This is a genomic window from Bauldia sp., assembly GCF_020442045.1.
Lineage (GTDB): Bacteria > Pseudomonadota > Alphaproteobacteria > Rhizobiales > Kaistiaceae > Bauldia.
This window is the reverse complement of record NZ_JAGRLA010000053.1, coordinates 1-14,876: the sequence shown is the minus strand read 5'-3', so window position 1 is coordinate 14,876 and position 14,876 is coordinate 1. Positions and strand designations below refer to the sequence as shown.

Annotated in this window: 16 protein-coding genes; 6 read left to right on the top strand and 10 right to left on the bottom strand. The window is 65.5% G+C overall.

The window, feature by feature from the left end:
* Positions 1-156: 156 nt before the first annotated feature.
* The 3 genes from KDJ86_RS06260 to KDJ86_RS06250 are packed head-to-tail and all read right to left on the bottom strand — an operon-like array spanning position 157 to position 2,563.
* Entirely contained in the window at positions 157-1,170 is a 1,014-nt protein-coding gene (locus KDJ86_RS06260) for an alpha-ketoacid dehydrogenase subunit beta (protein ID WP_291744046.1), read from the bottom strand.
* Positions 1,167-2,135, bottom strand: a complete 969-nt coding sequence (locus tag KDJ86_RS06255; RefSeq protein ID WP_291744044.1) for a thiamine pyrophosphate-dependent dehydrogenase E1 component subunit alpha — start codon at positions 2,133-2,135, stop codon at positions 1,167-1,169. Before KDJ86_RS06255 ends, KDJ86_RS06260 begins: the two co-directional genes overlap by 4 nt.
* A complete protein-coding gene (locus KDJ86_RS06250; RefSeq protein ID WP_291744042.1) occupies positions 2,132-2,563 on the bottom strand; it encodes a VOC family protein in 432 nt (143 codons plus the stop codon). The genes KDJ86_RS06255 and KDJ86_RS06250 overlap by 4 nt, the downstream gene beginning before the upstream one ends.
* A gap of 225 nt (positions 2,564-2,788) precedes the next feature.
* Here KDJ86_RS06250 and KDJ86_RS06245 point away from each other — a divergent pair, with 225 nt between their 5' ends.
* Genes KDJ86_RS06245 through KDJ86_RS06235 form a run of 3 tightly spaced genes read left to right on the top strand, consistent with a single transcriptional unit; the run spans position 2,789 to position 5,728 of the window.
* Positions 2,789-3,475: an SDR family NAD(P)-dependent oxidoreductase gene (locus tag KDJ86_RS06245; RefSeq protein ID WP_291744040.1), complete on the top strand. Its 687-nt coding sequence runs from the start codon at positions 2,789-2,791 to the stop codon at positions 3,473-3,475.
* Positions 3,472-4,797, top strand: a complete 1,326-nt coding sequence (locus tag KDJ86_RS06240; protein ID WP_291744038.1) for a glutamine synthetase family protein — start codon at positions 3,472-3,474, stop codon at positions 4,795-4,797. The genes KDJ86_RS06245 and KDJ86_RS06240 overlap by 4 nt, the downstream gene beginning before the upstream one ends.
* Positions 4,790-5,728 (top strand): GntR family transcriptional regulator, encoded by a 939-nt coding sequence (locus KDJ86_RS06235; protein ID WP_291744035.1) that lies wholly within the window; start codon positions 4,790-4,792, stop codon positions 5,726-5,728. The genes KDJ86_RS06240 and KDJ86_RS06235 overlap by 8 nt, the downstream gene beginning before the upstream one ends.
* Before the next feature lie 120 nt (positions 5,729-5,848).
* Here KDJ86_RS06235 and KDJ86_RS06230 read toward each other — a convergent pair whose 3' ends face one another.
* Both KDJ86_RS06230 and KDJ86_RS06225 read right to left on the bottom strand, forming a co-directional pair.
* Positions 5,849-6,304: a hypothetical protein gene (locus KDJ86_RS06230; RefSeq protein ID WP_291744033.1), complete on the bottom strand. Its 456-nt coding sequence runs from the start codon at positions 6,302-6,304 to the stop codon at positions 5,849-5,851.
* 92 nt (positions 6,305-6,396) lie between these two features.
* On the bottom strand, positions 6,397-7,608 hold the full coding sequence (locus tag KDJ86_RS06225; protein WP_291744031.1) for a glycosyltransferase family 2 protein: 1,212 nt from the start codon (positions 7,606-7,608) through the stop codon (positions 6,397-6,399).
* A gap of 286 nt (positions 7,609-7,894) precedes the next feature.
* Here KDJ86_RS06225 and KDJ86_RS06220 point away from each other — a divergent pair, with 286 nt between their 5' ends.
* Positions 7,895-8,914, top strand: coding sequence for a Gfo/Idh/MocA family protein (locus KDJ86_RS06220; protein WP_291744029.1), 1,020 nt, complete (start codon positions 7,895-7,897; stop codon positions 8,912-8,914).
* A 190-nt stretch (positions 8,915-9,104) separates the two neighbouring features.
* Positions 9,105-9,899 carry an ArsR/SmtB family transcription factor gene (locus KDJ86_RS20565; protein ID WP_367116758.1) on the top strand — a complete coding sequence of 265 codons (795 nt, stop codon included), beginning with the start codon at positions 9,105-9,107 and terminating at the stop codon, positions 9,897-9,899.
* Between the two features lie 26 nt (positions 9,900-9,925).
* On the opposite strand, the gene KDJ86_RS06205 is transcribed toward KDJ86_RS20565, so the two are convergent.
* Together KDJ86_RS06205 and KDJ86_RS06200 are read right to left on the bottom strand one after the other, a co-directional pair.
* On the bottom strand, positions 9,926-10,450 hold the full coding sequence (locus KDJ86_RS06205; RefSeq protein ID WP_291744027.1) for a hypothetical protein: 525 nt from the start codon (positions 10,448-10,450) through the stop codon (positions 9,926-9,928).
* A 23-nt stretch (positions 10,451-10,473) separates the two neighbouring features.
* Positions 10,474-11,145, bottom strand: coding sequence for an HdeD family acid-resistance protein (locus KDJ86_RS06200; RefSeq protein ID WP_291744025.1), 672 nt, complete (start codon positions 11,143-11,145; stop codon positions 10,474-10,476).
* 125 nt (positions 11,146-11,270) lie between these two features.
* On the opposite strand from KDJ86_RS06200, the gene solA reads away from it, so the two are divergent.
* On the top strand, positions 11,271-12,437 hold the full coding sequence (gene solA, locus KDJ86_RS06195) for an N-methyl-L-tryptophan oxidase (protein WP_291744023.1): 1,167 nt from the start codon (positions 11,271-11,273) through the stop codon (positions 12,435-12,437).
* A gap of 14 nt (positions 12,438-12,451) precedes the next feature.
* Here solA and KDJ86_RS06190 read toward each other — a convergent pair whose 3' ends face one another.
* The 3 genes from KDJ86_RS06190 to KDJ86_RS06180 form a co-directional block, all read right to left on the bottom strand.
* Complete coding sequence (locus tag KDJ86_RS06190) at positions 12,452-13,006, bottom strand: class I SAM-dependent methyltransferase (protein WP_291744021.1); 555 nt, start codon at positions 13,004-13,006, stop codon at positions 12,452-12,454.
* Positions 13,007-13,035: 29 nt separating this feature from the next.
* Complete coding sequence (dnaJ, locus tag KDJ86_RS06185; RefSeq protein WP_291744019.1) at positions 13,036-14,160, bottom strand: molecular chaperone DnaJ; 1,125 nt, start codon at positions 14,158-14,160, stop codon at positions 13,036-13,038.
* Between the two features lie 130 nt (positions 14,161-14,290).
* Positions 14,291-14,876, bottom strand: a 586-nt coding sequence (locus tag KDJ86_RS06180; RefSeq protein ID WP_291744017.1) for an Hsp70 family protein, incomplete at its 5' end; no start/stop codon positions are given.

Below are 14,876 nucleotides of genomic sequence, written 5' to 3'. Positions count from 1 at the left end.
CCAGAAGAAGTCTGTATTATGCTAGATCAAAATACTATGTAATTCTGGTCGGGCAAAACCTTCACGATCTCCGGTGCGCATCCCCCAGCCCGGCGCGGATCCGGCGGAGGTCGATATGGAGGTGGCACATGGCGTCGTCTCGTCGATCATCATCGGTCAGGCTCCTTCCGCCATGTCTCGCAACGTCGCGGCGATCTTTTCCGGCCCGGGCATCACGGCATCCTCGAGGGACTTCGCAGCGGGCAGGGGCACGTCCGGCATGCACAGCCGCCGCACCTGGCGAAGCGCGCCCGGCCCCATCGCCTCGACCGCACGCGCCACCACTTCGCCCGACATCGCGAAGCTGCGGAAATCCTCGTCGACGACGAGCAGTCGACCGGTTTTCGCGAGCGATGACGTCACCGTCTCCATGTCCATCGGCACCAGCGACCTCAGGTCGACGACGGCGGCGTCGATGCCTTCGCCGGCGACGCTTTCTGCCGCGTTGAGCGCCCATTCGACCGCGGCGCTGATCGTCACGATCGTCACGTCGGTGCCGTCGCGGGCAAGCGACGCCTTGCCGATCGGCACGAGATGCTCCGGTTGAGGCCCGATATCCGGCCTGGCGAAGAGATCCGACTTCCGGTTGAGCTGGCTCTTGTGCTCGAAGATCACGACCGGATCCTCGGAGCGGAGCGCGCTGGCGGTCAGGCCGCGATAGTCGGCCGGGCAGGATGGCGCAACGACCTTGAGCCCCGGCCAATAGGCCATCATGCCCCACAGGCACTGCGAGTGCTGGGCCGCCGATCCAATGCTGCCCGCAGCCGTGCGGATCACCAGCGGCATCGTGACCCGGCCGCCCGACATGTAAGGGATCTTCGCCGCCGCATTGACGATCTGCTCGAGGCAGACGCCCAGGAAATCGGCGAACATGATCTCGACGACGGGCCGGTATCCGCTCATCGCCAGGCCGACGCCCATGCCGACGAAGCCCATTTCGGCGATGGGCGTGTCCCGCACCCGCCATTCCCCGAACTGCTCCTGCAGGCCGCGCGTGCAGTTGAAGACACCACCGAGGCCCCCGACATCCTCGCCGAGCACGAGGATGCTCGGGTCACGCTCCATCTCGCGACCGATCGTCTCGGCGATCAGGAATGAGACTGTCGGAATCTTCTTGGCGGGCGCATTCACGCGGCGTCCTCCCCGACGAAACGATACGCGAGGGCGGTGGAGGCGTCGGGCATGGCATCGGCCCGCACCTTTTCGAGGGTCGCGCCCATCTCGGCTCTGGCTTCGTCCCGGGTCCGGTCGAGCAGCTCCGCGGTCAGGCCCGCTTCGCGGAGCGCTGCCTCGGCCTTGGTGATCGGATCGCCCTCGTCGCGCATCCTGTTCCGTTCGGCGCGCGGTCGGTAGCTGTCGGCATCGCCTTCATAGTGGCCCCGGAAGCGGTGGCAGAAGGCCTCGACGACGACGGGGCCATTGCCCGCCCGGGCATAGGCGATCGCCTCGCCGCAGACGCCGTCGACCGCCGCCACGTCCGTGCCGTCCACCGACCAGCCCTTCGCCCCATAGGCCGCGGCCCGTTCCCAGTGCGCCTTGGGCGCGGTGACGGCACTTGCCGGAACCGAGATGGCGTAGCTGTTGTTCTCGACCAGGATGACCAGAGGCAATCGCCAGGCCGCCGCCATGTTCAGGCATTCGTGGAAAGTGCCGTGGTTGACGCCGCCGTCGCCGGTTACGGCGATACCGACATCGTCGCGCGCCTCCTTGGCGAAGCCATAGGCGTATCCCAGTGCGACCGGCAGCGATGCCCCGACGATCCCCGTCGCGGAGAAATTGGTCGAGGTGTCGAAGGGATGCATGTGCCCGCCGCGGCCGCGGCAGAGCCCCGTCTCCTTCTCGAAAATCTCCGCCATCAGCGCCGACGGATCAACGCCCTTGGCCAGCGCATGGAGGTGGTTGCGGTGGGTGCTGACCAGTCCATCGCTTCGCCGCAGGTGAGGCGCGATCCCCGCCGCGATGCCTTCCTGGCCAATTCCGGTATGGAGTTCTCCGTGTATTTCGCGGGATTTGAATCCTTCCAGGCAGGCCTCCTCGAAAGCGCGCATCCGCCACATCAGCGTATAGTGATCGAGAAGCGGAGCGTTGCTGATCATGTCGACGGCGCCTCCGCCAATTCGACGAAGGCTCCGCCCGGCACCCTGCAGTAGATCGCCGGCCCGTCGTCGAAGGACGTCCGCTTGCCGAGGACGACGGCGCCGAGCTTTTCCGCGGCACGGGTGGCGGCGGCAAGATCCGCCACCTTGAAAGCGACATGCGACGCGCCGGGGCGGACCGGGAGCGGATCGGCCTCCAGCCGGCCGTCTGCCGGGGTAAATGCAATCAGCTCCAGCACATGGCTACCGTTCGGCTGACGGAGTTGGACGAGATTGCACGTCATTCCGTCAGAGCCTGTAATGTCCGCGATCTGGCCGGACATCCCGCGTTCGGAGAAGATTTCTTCGAAGCCGAAGGCTGCATGGAAGAACCGCATCGCCACGTCCATGTCCTCGACTGCGAGGGACGAGTGCTCCCAGTCGACCATACCAAGGGCTCCGGATGTGCCCTGAGGTCCGGTTCGCGCGCGGTGGTCCAACGTCTTCGATCTCCCGGAGCTCCCTACTCCAATGAGCGCTAGCCTATCGAATGTTTTTGTATTATCAAGCAACAAAATGCAAACGACAGTGAATTAGGCAGCCCTGTGCAACCGACAAGCATTCCGAAATCAGAGACATTGTCATCCACCCTTCTCGAAGAGAGGCGCGTTATGGTGACCGGTGCCGCGGGCGGCATCGGCATCGGTATCTCGGACGCGCTCGAGCGCCACGGCGCGGACGTGATCCGGACCGACAAGCGCGCCACGGCGGGCATCCTTCCGCTCGATGTGACGGACGAACAGGCGGTGGCGGCATGCTTTGAAGCCATCGGTCCTGTCACCGACGTCATCCATTCCGCCGGCGACCTGATCGTCGGCCCGGTGGCGGATACCTCCCTTGCCGAGTTCCAGTCCGCGTCCGACAATAATCTCCTCGGTGCCTTCCTGGTCGGTCGCGAGGCCGCCCGGAGGCTGGGGCCGGACACGTCGCTGACCTTCATCGCCTCGCAGGCGGGTTTTCGCGCTGGCGCCAACTGGGGCATATATTGTGCGGTAAAATCCGGCGTGATGCGGCTCTCCGAGGCTCTCGCCCATGAGCTCGGTCCGAAGAACATCCGGGTGAATTCGGTCTGTCCGGGAAGTGTCGATACGCCAATGCTCGATGACGTCTATTCACGGCTTGGGACCCTGTCCGGCGAAGCGCCGGAGGCGATCCGGCGCCGCTACAACGGGGTCACGCCTCTCCGCCGCAACGCGACGGCGGCGGAGATCGGCGATGTCTGCGTCTTCCTCGTTTCGCCGCTTGCCTCTTATGTCAGCGGCGCCTCCATTCCCGTGGACGGAGGTGAGGTCTCGGCATGAGATCCGCTGCGGATTGCCTGTCGGGCGCAACCCACGTCGTCTTGTCCACGCCCGATTTCTACGGCCGGCTTCTCGGCAAGAAGCGACGGGCGGACGAATGGCAGCGGATCGTCGCGGATGGCCTCGGCATGCCGGATTTCTTTCTGATCTGCGATCCGGCCGGCCGTCCCTTGTCCGGCTTCGAGGTCGCGGGGCCCCATGCCGGATTCCGCAACGCTTTCCTGTCTCCCGATCCCGCCGCCGCCTTCGTGTTGCCGACGGAGCCGAAGGTCATGCACGTGATTTGCGATGGGTTGGCGCCCTCCGGCGAAGCGATACCGGAATCGCCACGCAGCATCCTCAAGGCCCAGCTCGCGCGTCTCGTGGAGCGCGGAGTCGTTGGACGCGCCGCTTCCGAACTGGAATTCTATGTCCTCGACCAGGCTTACGGCGACGTCCATGCCGGGGAATACAGGGAGCTGAGGCCCGTCTACCACCGCTCCGGCGACAATGAAGTGATCGTCGCATCGGTCATCGCCCCGTTCGCCGATGAAATTGAGCGCGCACTGCAAGCGTCGGAGATCGTCGTTGATCAGATCCAGACGGAAGGTGGCGCCGGACAGCTTGAGGTCAATGTCGGACCGGCCGATCTGCTTGCTGCCGCGGACGATCACGTCGTCTTCAAGCATGTGGTCAAGGCCTGCGGTCACAAGCTCGGCCGCGCCGTCACCTTCATGGCAAAGCCGTTCGAGGACGGCGCGGGGTCCGGCGGGCACATCCACCTGTCGCTGGCCGGCGAAAGTGGGGAGAATCTCCTTGGCGAGGCGGAAGAGCTAAGCCCTTTCGGCCGGGGCTTCGTCGCCGGTATCCTGAGTCACCTGCCGGAACTTACCCTGATGCTCGCCCCCTATGCCAATTCCTTCAAGCGGCTTGTACCTGGCTCCTACGCGCCGTTGGCGGCCACCTGGGGCTGGGACAACCGCACCGCCATGGTCCGGCTGATCGCGGGGCGAGGCGGACCACGGCTTGAGCTGCGCTCGCCGGGCGCCGACATCAACCCGTATCACGCTTATGCTGCTCTCATCGCAGCCGGCCTCGCCGGCGTCGATGCCGGCCTCGAGCTCGCGGCCGAGAAGCGCGGCGATGTCGAGCCTCGCGATGCACTTCCGCTGCCGGCGGATCTTACCGAGGCAACCGCGCGCTTCGCCGGATCGGTCTTCGCCGTCGAGGCCTTCGGTGCCGCTTGTCACGCCCATATCCTGCATCATGCCCGGCAGGAGTTGGGGGCGACACGCCGCGCGGTCACGGAGTGGGAAATCGAGAGGGGATTCGAGAATGCCTGATCCGGCATCGCCCAGCGCTCTCCAGGCGGAGACGGCCCATGCCATCGTCGGCTGGGTCGTGCAGAACGAGCTGCCGGCGGGATACCATCTCAAGGAGCAGCACCTCGGCTCGATGTTCCGCTTGTCGAGGTCGCCGGTTCGTGGTGCTCTCAACCTGTTGCGTCGCCATGGGATCGTCGAGCAGCGGCCGGAGCGGGGCTTCTTCCTTTCGATCTCGGGCCGTGACCTCGGCGAGAGCGCTCCCCTGCTTCCGGCCTCCGGCAGCGACGAGCTGTACCGGGTCATCGCCACGGACTGGTATAATGGCGAGATAGCGGATTCCGTCACGACCGCGGAACTGCTCCGCCGGTATGGCGGACGCGGCGTGGATGTCGGGCGCGTCCTCAAGCGCCTCGCCGATGACGGCGTGATCACCCGCCTTGCCGGCAAGGGCTGGCGACTCGGGCCCAACCTTGCCACCGCCAGGGCCTTCTACGACAGCTACCGCTTCCGCCTTACGATCGAGCCGGCGGCCATCCTCCTCGATACCTTCGAGCTCAATCAACGACTCGCTGCCCGTTCGCGCCGGCGCCACGAGGAATTGCTTGCGCGCGAAAGCGCGACCGTTGCCGAGATGGTCGATGCCGACCTCGAGTTTCACCACCTTATCGGCGCTTCCTGCGGCAACGAATTCTTCGCCCAGGCCATCGAACGCCAGAACCTGCTCCGCCGCCTTACGGAGATTCTCACCACGCCGGACAGCCGCCGCCTGCGTATTTCATGTGAGGAGCATATCGCCATCCTCGAGGCGCTTGCCGGCGGTCGCCGTGAGGTGGCGGCTGCCCTGATGCGCGAACACCTGACGATCTCGCAGGAATTCGCCCCGGAATTTTTCGATCCGCTGCCGGAGGGGCGCGGAACGGGGTCCGGTGACTCGTCGCCCCCGTCATGACGGCAACCGGCGCCATCGGTCTGGCGACGCTGGTCAATTCCGGCGCGGTCCCGGTGGATTTCGGGCTAAGCGCCGCGTGCAAGGCGATCGAGGCGCGCAATGGCGCGCTGAACGCGATCGTCAGGCGCCGTCGCCTTCATGCATCTTCCGTGTGCGGAATCCGGCGAGCAGCTTGTTGACATAATAGCCGAGGTCGCGACGCGCCTTCAGCTTCCGGCGCAACTCCGCCCTGGCCCGTCTCAGCTTCGAAGCCTCGGCTTTCAGTCGCGCGTGTTTGAGTTTCAAGGCGGTCAGGCGATCCGACTTCTGTCGAAGCCTGGCGGCCTGTACGGCGATCATCGCGTTCTTGTCGGAGACCTGCTTCCGGCTCGCCTGCAGCTGACTCCGGCTTTCCGCGAGCGCCTGCTTCAGGCGTGACAGCTCGCCCCTGGCGTTTTCGATGGCGGTCCGCTGCCGATCGATCGTTTCGTCACGCCGTCCGATTTCCCGATTCTTGCGATCGAGGATGGCTTCCACGGCGTCGTCCGAGGCGAGACTCGCCATCTTCTCGCCGAAGGTGGCGAACAGCCGATCCATGCGACGGCCTGCCTCTGCGCGAAGCGGGTCCGGCCCGGTCGTTGCCCTTTCGGCGGGAAGAGCGTTTTCTTTCACTCTCTACCCCTGCTGCCCTACGCGGCCACCCTCGTTGACGGCTCGGCAACCTTGGCCGAAGGCTCTTCCAGCAAGCGCTCGAAAGCGGCAAAGGGGTCGCCGCCTTGCCTGATCGCCGCGCTGAGACCGGGGCCTTCATAGGCGGCGATTTGCAGAAGCGCCCTCCGGACGCCGAACAGAGCCGCGAGGATATTCTCCCTCGCGTCGTTGGATTTGCCACTCTCGACGAGGTAACGGCCGATCAATCGGCGAACGGTCACCGCCGGAAAATCGGTCCTCGCCCACCTGAATTCGAAAATCGTCCGCACGCGGCTGTCGTTGCAGCGATTTCGAAAACGCTGCTGCGGCAAGGTACGGGTGGCATGTCTCAGATCGGTTCGATGGAGAAGGTAGGTCGCGTTCGTCGTGTAGTTTCGTTTCCCATGGGTGATCGCCCGGATGCTGAAATCGACATCCTCGAACCCGTATGGATTGTATAGATCGCAGAGATAGCCGATCTCGTCGATCAGACTGCGCCGGAAGACCTGGCAACAGCCCGCGACATTCCCCACTTCCAGATGTCCGGCGCCATCGGAGAGGCGGGCAAGGCTCTGCGCGTCGTTTTTCAGCGAGCCATGGAAACCCTCCACGGCCGGCGCGTGGCACATGGTCTCCACGGTCTCCAGGAAGAGTTCCTGCGAGAGATATGCCCTTCGCCATTCCGGCGCCGTGCCGATATGGTCGACAGCGTCTTCGTAGAGGTTTCCAGCGATCAGGCTGCGGATCGCCGCGGTGTCGAATTCGTCCCCGAAGAGCGAAACCGGCCCGCCGGTTCCGCCAGGAAAGAATCCGGCTCCCCTCAGCTTCTGGCGGAGGTACGGGAAACTGAGTGCGACGGGGCCAACCACCCCGGCGTCGGGGGTCGCATCGATGAATTCCGTCATCTTCCGGAGGTAGTCGCACGGGACGATCGCGTCGCTGTCGACCAGGAAGACGAGGTCCGACTCCCTGCATTCCGGCTGGCGCAGAAGGAAATTCCGGCCACCGGCGACGCCAAGGTTGTCGCACTGTTCGAAAAAGCGGACGCCCGGCAGCCTGGCGTATTTTTCCGCGAAGGATCGGTCTTTGGCGCCGTTGTGGAGGAGGAGGAGCGTGTCTCCGTCCTCGATCTGCGGGAGCAGGGAACCGACCGCCCACGCCGCTGCCGGTTCTTCCTCGGGGAGGAATACGACCAGGATGGATCTGTTCACCAATTGCGTTTCTTCAAAGCTGTGGGCGACGGGGACGCCCTGTTGCATGAATCGCTCGTGACGCTTCCTACGCGAATCACTCACGATTCGAATCCATTTGAATCAAAGGCGCAAGAGTCTGGATGTCCGCAATCGATCGCCTGGCTCGCTCGCCGGGCAACCATCGCGGCAGGTTTCCATCGCTCGCCCGCTTCGCCACACTTGCAATGCCGCGCGTAACCGGCTAGCGCGGCAGGTTCGCCGGTGGATCCGGCGAGCAGACACCAACCTTCGGGAGGTCGACGAGGTGGCGAAAAGCGCGACAAGGAAAGAACCGGTTCGCTGGGGAGTGATTTCCACTGCCGATATCGGCGTGGCCAAGGTCCTGCCCGGAATGATGAAGAGCAAGGAGATCGAAATCCGCGCGATCGCGTCGCGGACCCTCCCGACGGCCCGGCGCTGGGCGAAGAAGCTCGGCATCCCTGTCGCCTATGGATCATACGAGGATATGCTCAACGATCCGGAGATCGAGGCGGTCTACAATCCCCTGCCGAACCACCTGCATGTCCCGCTGACCCTCGAGGCCGCGGCCAGGGGCAAGCACGTGCTGTGCGAGAAGCCGATTGCCATGTCGGCCGACGAGGCGAAGCTGCTGGCCGCCGCCGGACGCAAGGTCCACATCGCCGAGGCCTTCATGGTCCGCCATCATCCGCAGTGGCTGAAGGCGCGCGATCTCGCGCAAAGCGGCAAGCTTGGGACCCTTCGGGCGATCCAGTCGCTGTTCACCTATCACAATGTCGATCCGAAGAACGTGCGCAACATGGCCGATATCGGCGGCGGCGCGATCTACGACATCGGCTGCTATCCGGTGGTCGTGTCGCGCTTCGTCTTCGGCGCCGAGCCGGTGCGCTGCATGGCGGTGATCGACCGCGATCCGAAATTCAAGACGGATCGCCTTGCCAGCGCCGTCGTCGATTTCGGCAAGGGGCGGCACCTGACCTTCACCGTCTCGACCCAGGCGACGCCTTACCAGCGCGTCCATATCCTCGGCGACAAGGGACGGGTCGAAGTCGAGATCCCCTTCAACGCGCCCCAGGGCGGTGCCATGAAGATCTATCTCGACAACGGCAAGCAGCTTGCCGACGCCTCGGCCAAGGCGATCAAGCTGCCCAAGGCGGACCAGTACCAGCTCCAGGGCGAGCATTTCTCGCGCGTCGTCCGCGGCAAGGAGAAGCTCGTCTACGGCGTCGCCGACGCGATCAGGCAGGCCCGCGTCCTCGACGCGATCTTCCGCTCGGCCAAGTCCGGCCACTGGGAAAAGCCCTGACACCGGGTCAGGCGAAGGGGCCGGCGTGACAGGCCCCTTCTGTCTGCCTGGCATCCAGCTTCCGTTCTCCGCGGCGTCGGTCTCTGACCGTGCCTCCCGCTTGGCGCGCACAGGGTGAGTCCGCACCGTCATCCGCGCGATGGCCTGGTCAGGCTTGACATGTGACCATATGGTCACCTATTAGGTGTCCATGGACGATGTCTTCAAGGCGCTTGCCGATCCCACCCGCCGCAGTCTTCTGGACGAATTGTTTCGGGAAGACGGGCAGACATTGAGCAGTCTCGAAGCGCGGCTGCCGATGACCCGCTTCGGCGTGATGAAGCATCTGAAGATTCTCGAGGATGCCGGCCTGGTGGTGGCTCGCCGGCGCGGACGCGAGAAGCTCCATTTCCTCAATCCGGTGCCGATCCGCCTGGTCCACGACCGGTGGGTCAGCAAATACACAGCGCCTTTCGTTGCTGCTCTCAGTGACCTCAAGCGCGACCTTGAAAACCCCGAGGAGAAGACGATGGAAAAGGTATTCGAGATCTACATCAAGACGACGCCCGAACGCCTGTGGACCGCGATCACCGACACGGGAATGCGGGCCAAGTACAATTTCGGCGCGCTCGTCACATCCGACTGGACGCCTGGCTCCCGCTACCAGAGCCATGGCGGCGGCGCGCTGATCTTCGAGGGGGAGAATCTCGAGGTTGACCCGCCGCGGCGCCTGGTCCAGAGCTTCCGCGCGTTGTGGGGAGAGGATGTCAGGGCGGAAGGCACCTCGCGGATCACCTGGGAGATCGAGCCGGTCGGCGATTCCTGCCTGCTCCGGGTCGTCCACGACCAGCTCCGCAAAGGCGCCAACAACCAGCTTTATGGCGGCTGGCCGATGGTGCTTTCCGGGTTGAAGACCCTGCTCGAGACCGGCGAGATGCTGACGACGCCGGGGTCGCTGCGCTGGATGGAGGGCGCCGACATTCCAATGCCCGAAGCCAGGGCCTGAGGCACGGACGCATGCGGCGCGACCTGTCAGGCCGTGCCGCAGCCCGACAGGTCGAGATCGATGGCGAACCGGCTTTCGCGGTCGAAGGTCATTCCCGACACGTCGACATAAAGCGTGCCCTTGTCGAAGAAGATGCGGTTCTCGGTCATCGGGAAGGTCGAGAAGTCGCGATCGACACGCGCGCCCCAGAAGAGATTGCAGTCGCCGCCGAAGTCGAGGACATAGCCGTTGAACTTCGCTTCAGCGAGCTCGCCCGGCTCGGCGATCGAATAGTCGAACTCGATCCGCGACGCCTCGACATCGATGAGGATCGGCACGACATCGATGTCGTTCTGGACGCCCTCCCGACGGAGTCCGAACTCGGTCGCGTCGGTGACCTTGGCGGAATGCGAGGCACTTTCGTAGAGAGGCGCGTTCCGATCGTCATAGGTCAGCACCTTCAGCGTCACCGTGCGGCCCATCAGGGATGGACCCATCTGCGCGGCGAGCGGTGCCGCGGCGAGCGTCAGGACCGCAAGCACGGCGGCCGCGAGGTGAAGTATTTTGGCCATGGTCGCCGCTGGAACCTTGTCGCCTATGCGTCAGGCGAAGCACCGGCCGAGGGGGCGGCGGGCGGCGGCGTGGTCGACGACGGCGGTGGTGCGCTCGGGGCGATTGGCGGCTTCGGCGGCTTGCCCTCCTGTCGCACCTGCCAGGCGAGGTAGCCGATCGCCGCCCCTTCGGCGATGAGCTGGATGCCGAGCAGGATGCCAAGCAGCCAGAGGGCGGCGCCGCTGAGATTGCCAAGCAGGAAGATCGCGATCAGGACGCCGATCACGCCGGAGCCGAGAACCCATCCCCAATTGGGGAAGGGGCGGATGGTCAGTGCGAAGATGATCTTGGAGATGCCCTCGACCATGAAGAAGACGATCAGCAGGAAGGTCAGCGTCAGCAGGCCTTCGGCCGGGTTCGACAGGAAGAGGATGCCGACGATGATCGACAGCACGACCGAGACGAGCTGCAGCCAGAAATGGGGGACCGAGCGTGCCCCGATGATGCTGATGCCCTGCACGATGCCGCTGATGATCAGCACCCAGCCGAGCAGCGCCACCACCGCCACCGAGGAGATCACCGGGTAGATCAGCGCCAGGATGCCGCCGATGATCATCAGCCCGCCCTGGATCAGGTACCACAGCGAATGACGTCTGACCGTGTCGCGCATCGCCTGGCGCATGACCTCGGCGGCGGCTTCGAGCGATATCGACATGGCTTCGTCTCCTTTGTCGGCGGCTGGACTCGTGCTCTCATGCGAGTCCGCAGACCATCACACGTTCGGGCGGTGAGCGGAAGACGGGACCGGTCCTTGGAAGGACGAGCAAGGGAAGGGGGTGAATGGACACTTACGACGCGATCGTTATTGGCACCGGCGGGATCGGAAGCGCAGCCACGTATCATCTCGCCCGCCGCGGCGCCCGGGTGCTCGGCCTCGATCGCTTCCCCGGCGGTCATGCCGAGGGGAGCTCCCACGGCGAGACCCGGATCATCCGCAAGGCCTATTTCGAGCACCCCGACTACGTCCCGCTGCTGGAGCGCGCCTATGTCCTGTGGGACGAGATGGAAGCAGCGACCGGCGAGACGCTCTTCCAGCGGGTGGGCCTGCTCGAGGCGGGCCCGGCGGGAGGGCGCCTGATCGCCGGCATCCGGGAAGCCGCCCGCCGCTACGCGCTGCCGCTGGACGACGTGACGCGTGGTGAGGCCTCACCGCAGCCTCCGATGCGGCTTCCCGAGGGCGCGGTCGGCGTCCTCGAGACGGACGCCGGCTTTCTCTTCGTCGAACGATCGGTGCTCGCCCATCTGCGGATGGCTGAAGCCGCCGGTGCCGCGATCGTATCAGGCGAGGCGGTCGTCGGCTGGCGGGCAACCGAGGGTGGCGTCGTCGTCGAGACGACCGGCAACCGGTATCGGGCCGACCGGCTGGTGGTTACGGCCGGAGCCTGGGCGTCGGAGCTCCTGTCCGGGCTCGCCATACCGCTGACGGTCCGCCGCAAGCATCTCCACTGGTTCGCCTGCGACGATCCACGCTACGCCGCCGACGAGGGCTGTCCGTGCTTCTTCTTCGAGACTCCGGACGGTCTCTTCTACGGCTTCCCGCAGGTCGGCCGTGGCGGCGTCAAGGTTGCCGAGCATACCCGCGGCACCGATATCGCCGACCCGCTGAGCGACGACAAGGGAATCGAGCCGGACGATCTGGAGCGGGTCACCGCTTTTGTGCGGGACTGTCTGCCGGGCGTCTCGGCGACGCCGGTCCGCCACGCCGTCTGCTACTACACTCTTTCGCCGGACGAGCACTTCATCGTCGACCGGCATCCAAGGCACGCCGATGTCGCCATCGTCGCCGGCCTGTCGGGCCACGGCTACAAGTTCGCTCCGGTGCTTGGCGAGATTCTTGCCGACCTGACGCTCGACGGTTCGACGCGCCAGCCGGTTGGCTTCCTCGGGCTGGACCGCCCGGGATTGTCGGGGACGGGCCATGGCGGGCCGGTCGGGCCGCCCGGATAAGGCCTCGGGTCAGGCTACGGCAGGCGATAGAGCCAGACGCGCGCCGGCGGCATGTTGGTCCAGATCCAGCCCGATGCCTCCCCCCTGAATGTGTCAGGGATCGGATGCACCGGCCCCTTGAAGGTGTAGGAGAACTGGATGAAGGGGGTGCCGGGTTCCATCTTGGCGAGGCCGGCCTCGATCAGCCGGATGCGGTCCTCGAGGGGACGCGCGACCAGCGGCAGGCTGGAAACGACGTTGGCGATGCGGTCCGCCCGGCCATCGAGCGATCCGTCGAGGTCGTAGGCGTCGCCGCGGATGATGGTGATGCCGGGGAAGCGCTGCGCCAGAAGCTGGCAGAAATCCGGGCTGTATTCGATGGCGATGATGCGTTCGGGAGCGACCCCGCGCTCGATCAGCGCCTTGGTGACGACCCCCGTGCCCGGGCCGAGCTCGATCACCGGCAACGTGCCTCGCGGATCGACATGGCTCGCCATCCGCCGCGCCAGCGCCGCCCCTGAAGGCGCGATGGCGCCGGTCATGCGCGGCCGTGCTGCGAGGCCTTTCAGGAATCGAATCTGGTCGCGCATGGAACCGCTGTTTCCCTGCCTTCTGGCTGTCAGGCGCTGAAGAAGTCACGAACGCGGGCGAGGAAGCCCGTCGATTCGGGGTGGGTTTCGGCCGAGGACGCCTTCTCGAATTCCTCGAGCAACTCGCGCTGCCGGCGCGACAGGTTGCGCGGCGTCTCGACGACGACCTGGATGTACATGTCGCCGACCTTGGAGGTCCGCATCACCGGCATGCCCTTGCCCTTGAGCCTGAACTGCTTGCCGGTCTGGGCGCCATCGGGGACCCGGACCCGGGTCTTGCCGCCATCGATGGTCGGAACCTCGACCTCGCCGCCGAGCGCCGCCGTCGTCACCGAGATCGGGACGCGACAGAAGATGTCCGCGCCGTCGCGCTGGAAGAACTCATGCGGCTGGATCGACAGGAAAATGTACAGGTCGCCGGCCGGTCCGCCGCGCAGGCCCGCTTCGCCCTCGTTGGCGAGGCGTATCCGCGTACCGTCCTCTATGCCGGCTGGAATGTTGACGCTGAGCTTGCGCTGTTCGGTCGTCCGCCCGGCACCGGAGCATTCCGGGCACGGATCGGCTATCACCTCGCCGCGCCCGTGGCAGGTGGGACAGGTCCGCTCTATCGAGAAGAATCCCTGGGCGGCGCGCACCCGGCCATGGCCTTCGCAGGACGGGCAGACCTTGGGGCTGGAGCCAGGCCGCGATCCCGAGCCCGAGCAGGTGGAGCAGGTTGCCTTGGCGTCGACCTCGATCTCCGCGGTCTTACCGGCATAGGCCTCCTCGAGGCCGATCTCCATGTTGTAGCGCAGGTCCGAACCGCGCTCGCGGCTCGAGCGCCCGCCGCGACGGCCGCCGCCCATGAACTCGCCGAAGATGTCGTCGAAGACGCTCGACATGGACGAGGCGAAATCGGCGTGGAAACCGCCGGCGCCGTTGGCGCCATTCTCGAATGCGGCATGTCCGAAGCGGTCATAGGCGGCGCGCTTCTCCGGGCTGCGCAGCGCCTCGTAGGCCTCGTTGACTTCCTTGAACTTGGATTCGGCTGCCGGGTCTCCGGCATTGCGGTCCGGATGAAACTGCATGGCGAGCTTGCGGTAGGCGCTCTTCAACTCGCCCCCGTCGCAGGTCCGGGAGACGCCGAGCACCTCGTAGAAATCGCGTTTTTCCATTCGTCCCAAATCAGCCCCGGTGGCGCAGCCCTGTCACGGTATGTCCGCGCCAGCCAAAAAAAGCAAAGCCCGCACCCCGAAAACGCCTTGCCGCGCTTCCCCGGGTGCGGGCCATCGTCCTGCTCCGTCGTCAGGCGGACTTCTGCTGATCGTCGTCGCTGACTTCCTCGAAGTCGGCGTCGACGACGTCGTCATTGGTGCCGCTGGTCTCGGCTCCGGTGGCCTCGCCGTCGCCATCACCCTCGGCCTGACCGGCCTGGTACATGGCCTCGCCGAGCTTCATCGACGCCTGGGCCAGGGCGTTGGTCTTGGCTTCGATGTCGGCGACGTCTTCGCCTTCGATCGCCGTCTTGAGCTCGGCAACCGCCGCCTCGATCGCCGACTTGTCGGCTTCCGCGACCTTGTCGCCATAGTCGGCCAACGTCTTTTCGGTCGAATGGACCAGGGCCTCGCCGTGGTTCTTCGCCTCGATCAGGGCACGGCGCTTCTTGTCCTCGTCGGCATGGGCCTCGGCGTCCTTGACCATCTGGTCGATGTCGGCGTCGCTGAGGCCGCCGGACGCCTGGATGCGGATCTGCTGTTCCTTGCCGGTGCCCTTGTCCTTCGCCGAGACGTTGACGATGCCATTGGCGTCGATGTCGAAGGTGACATCGATCTGCGGCACACCACGCGGCGCGGGCGGAATGCCGACCAGGTCGAACTGGACGAGGATCTTG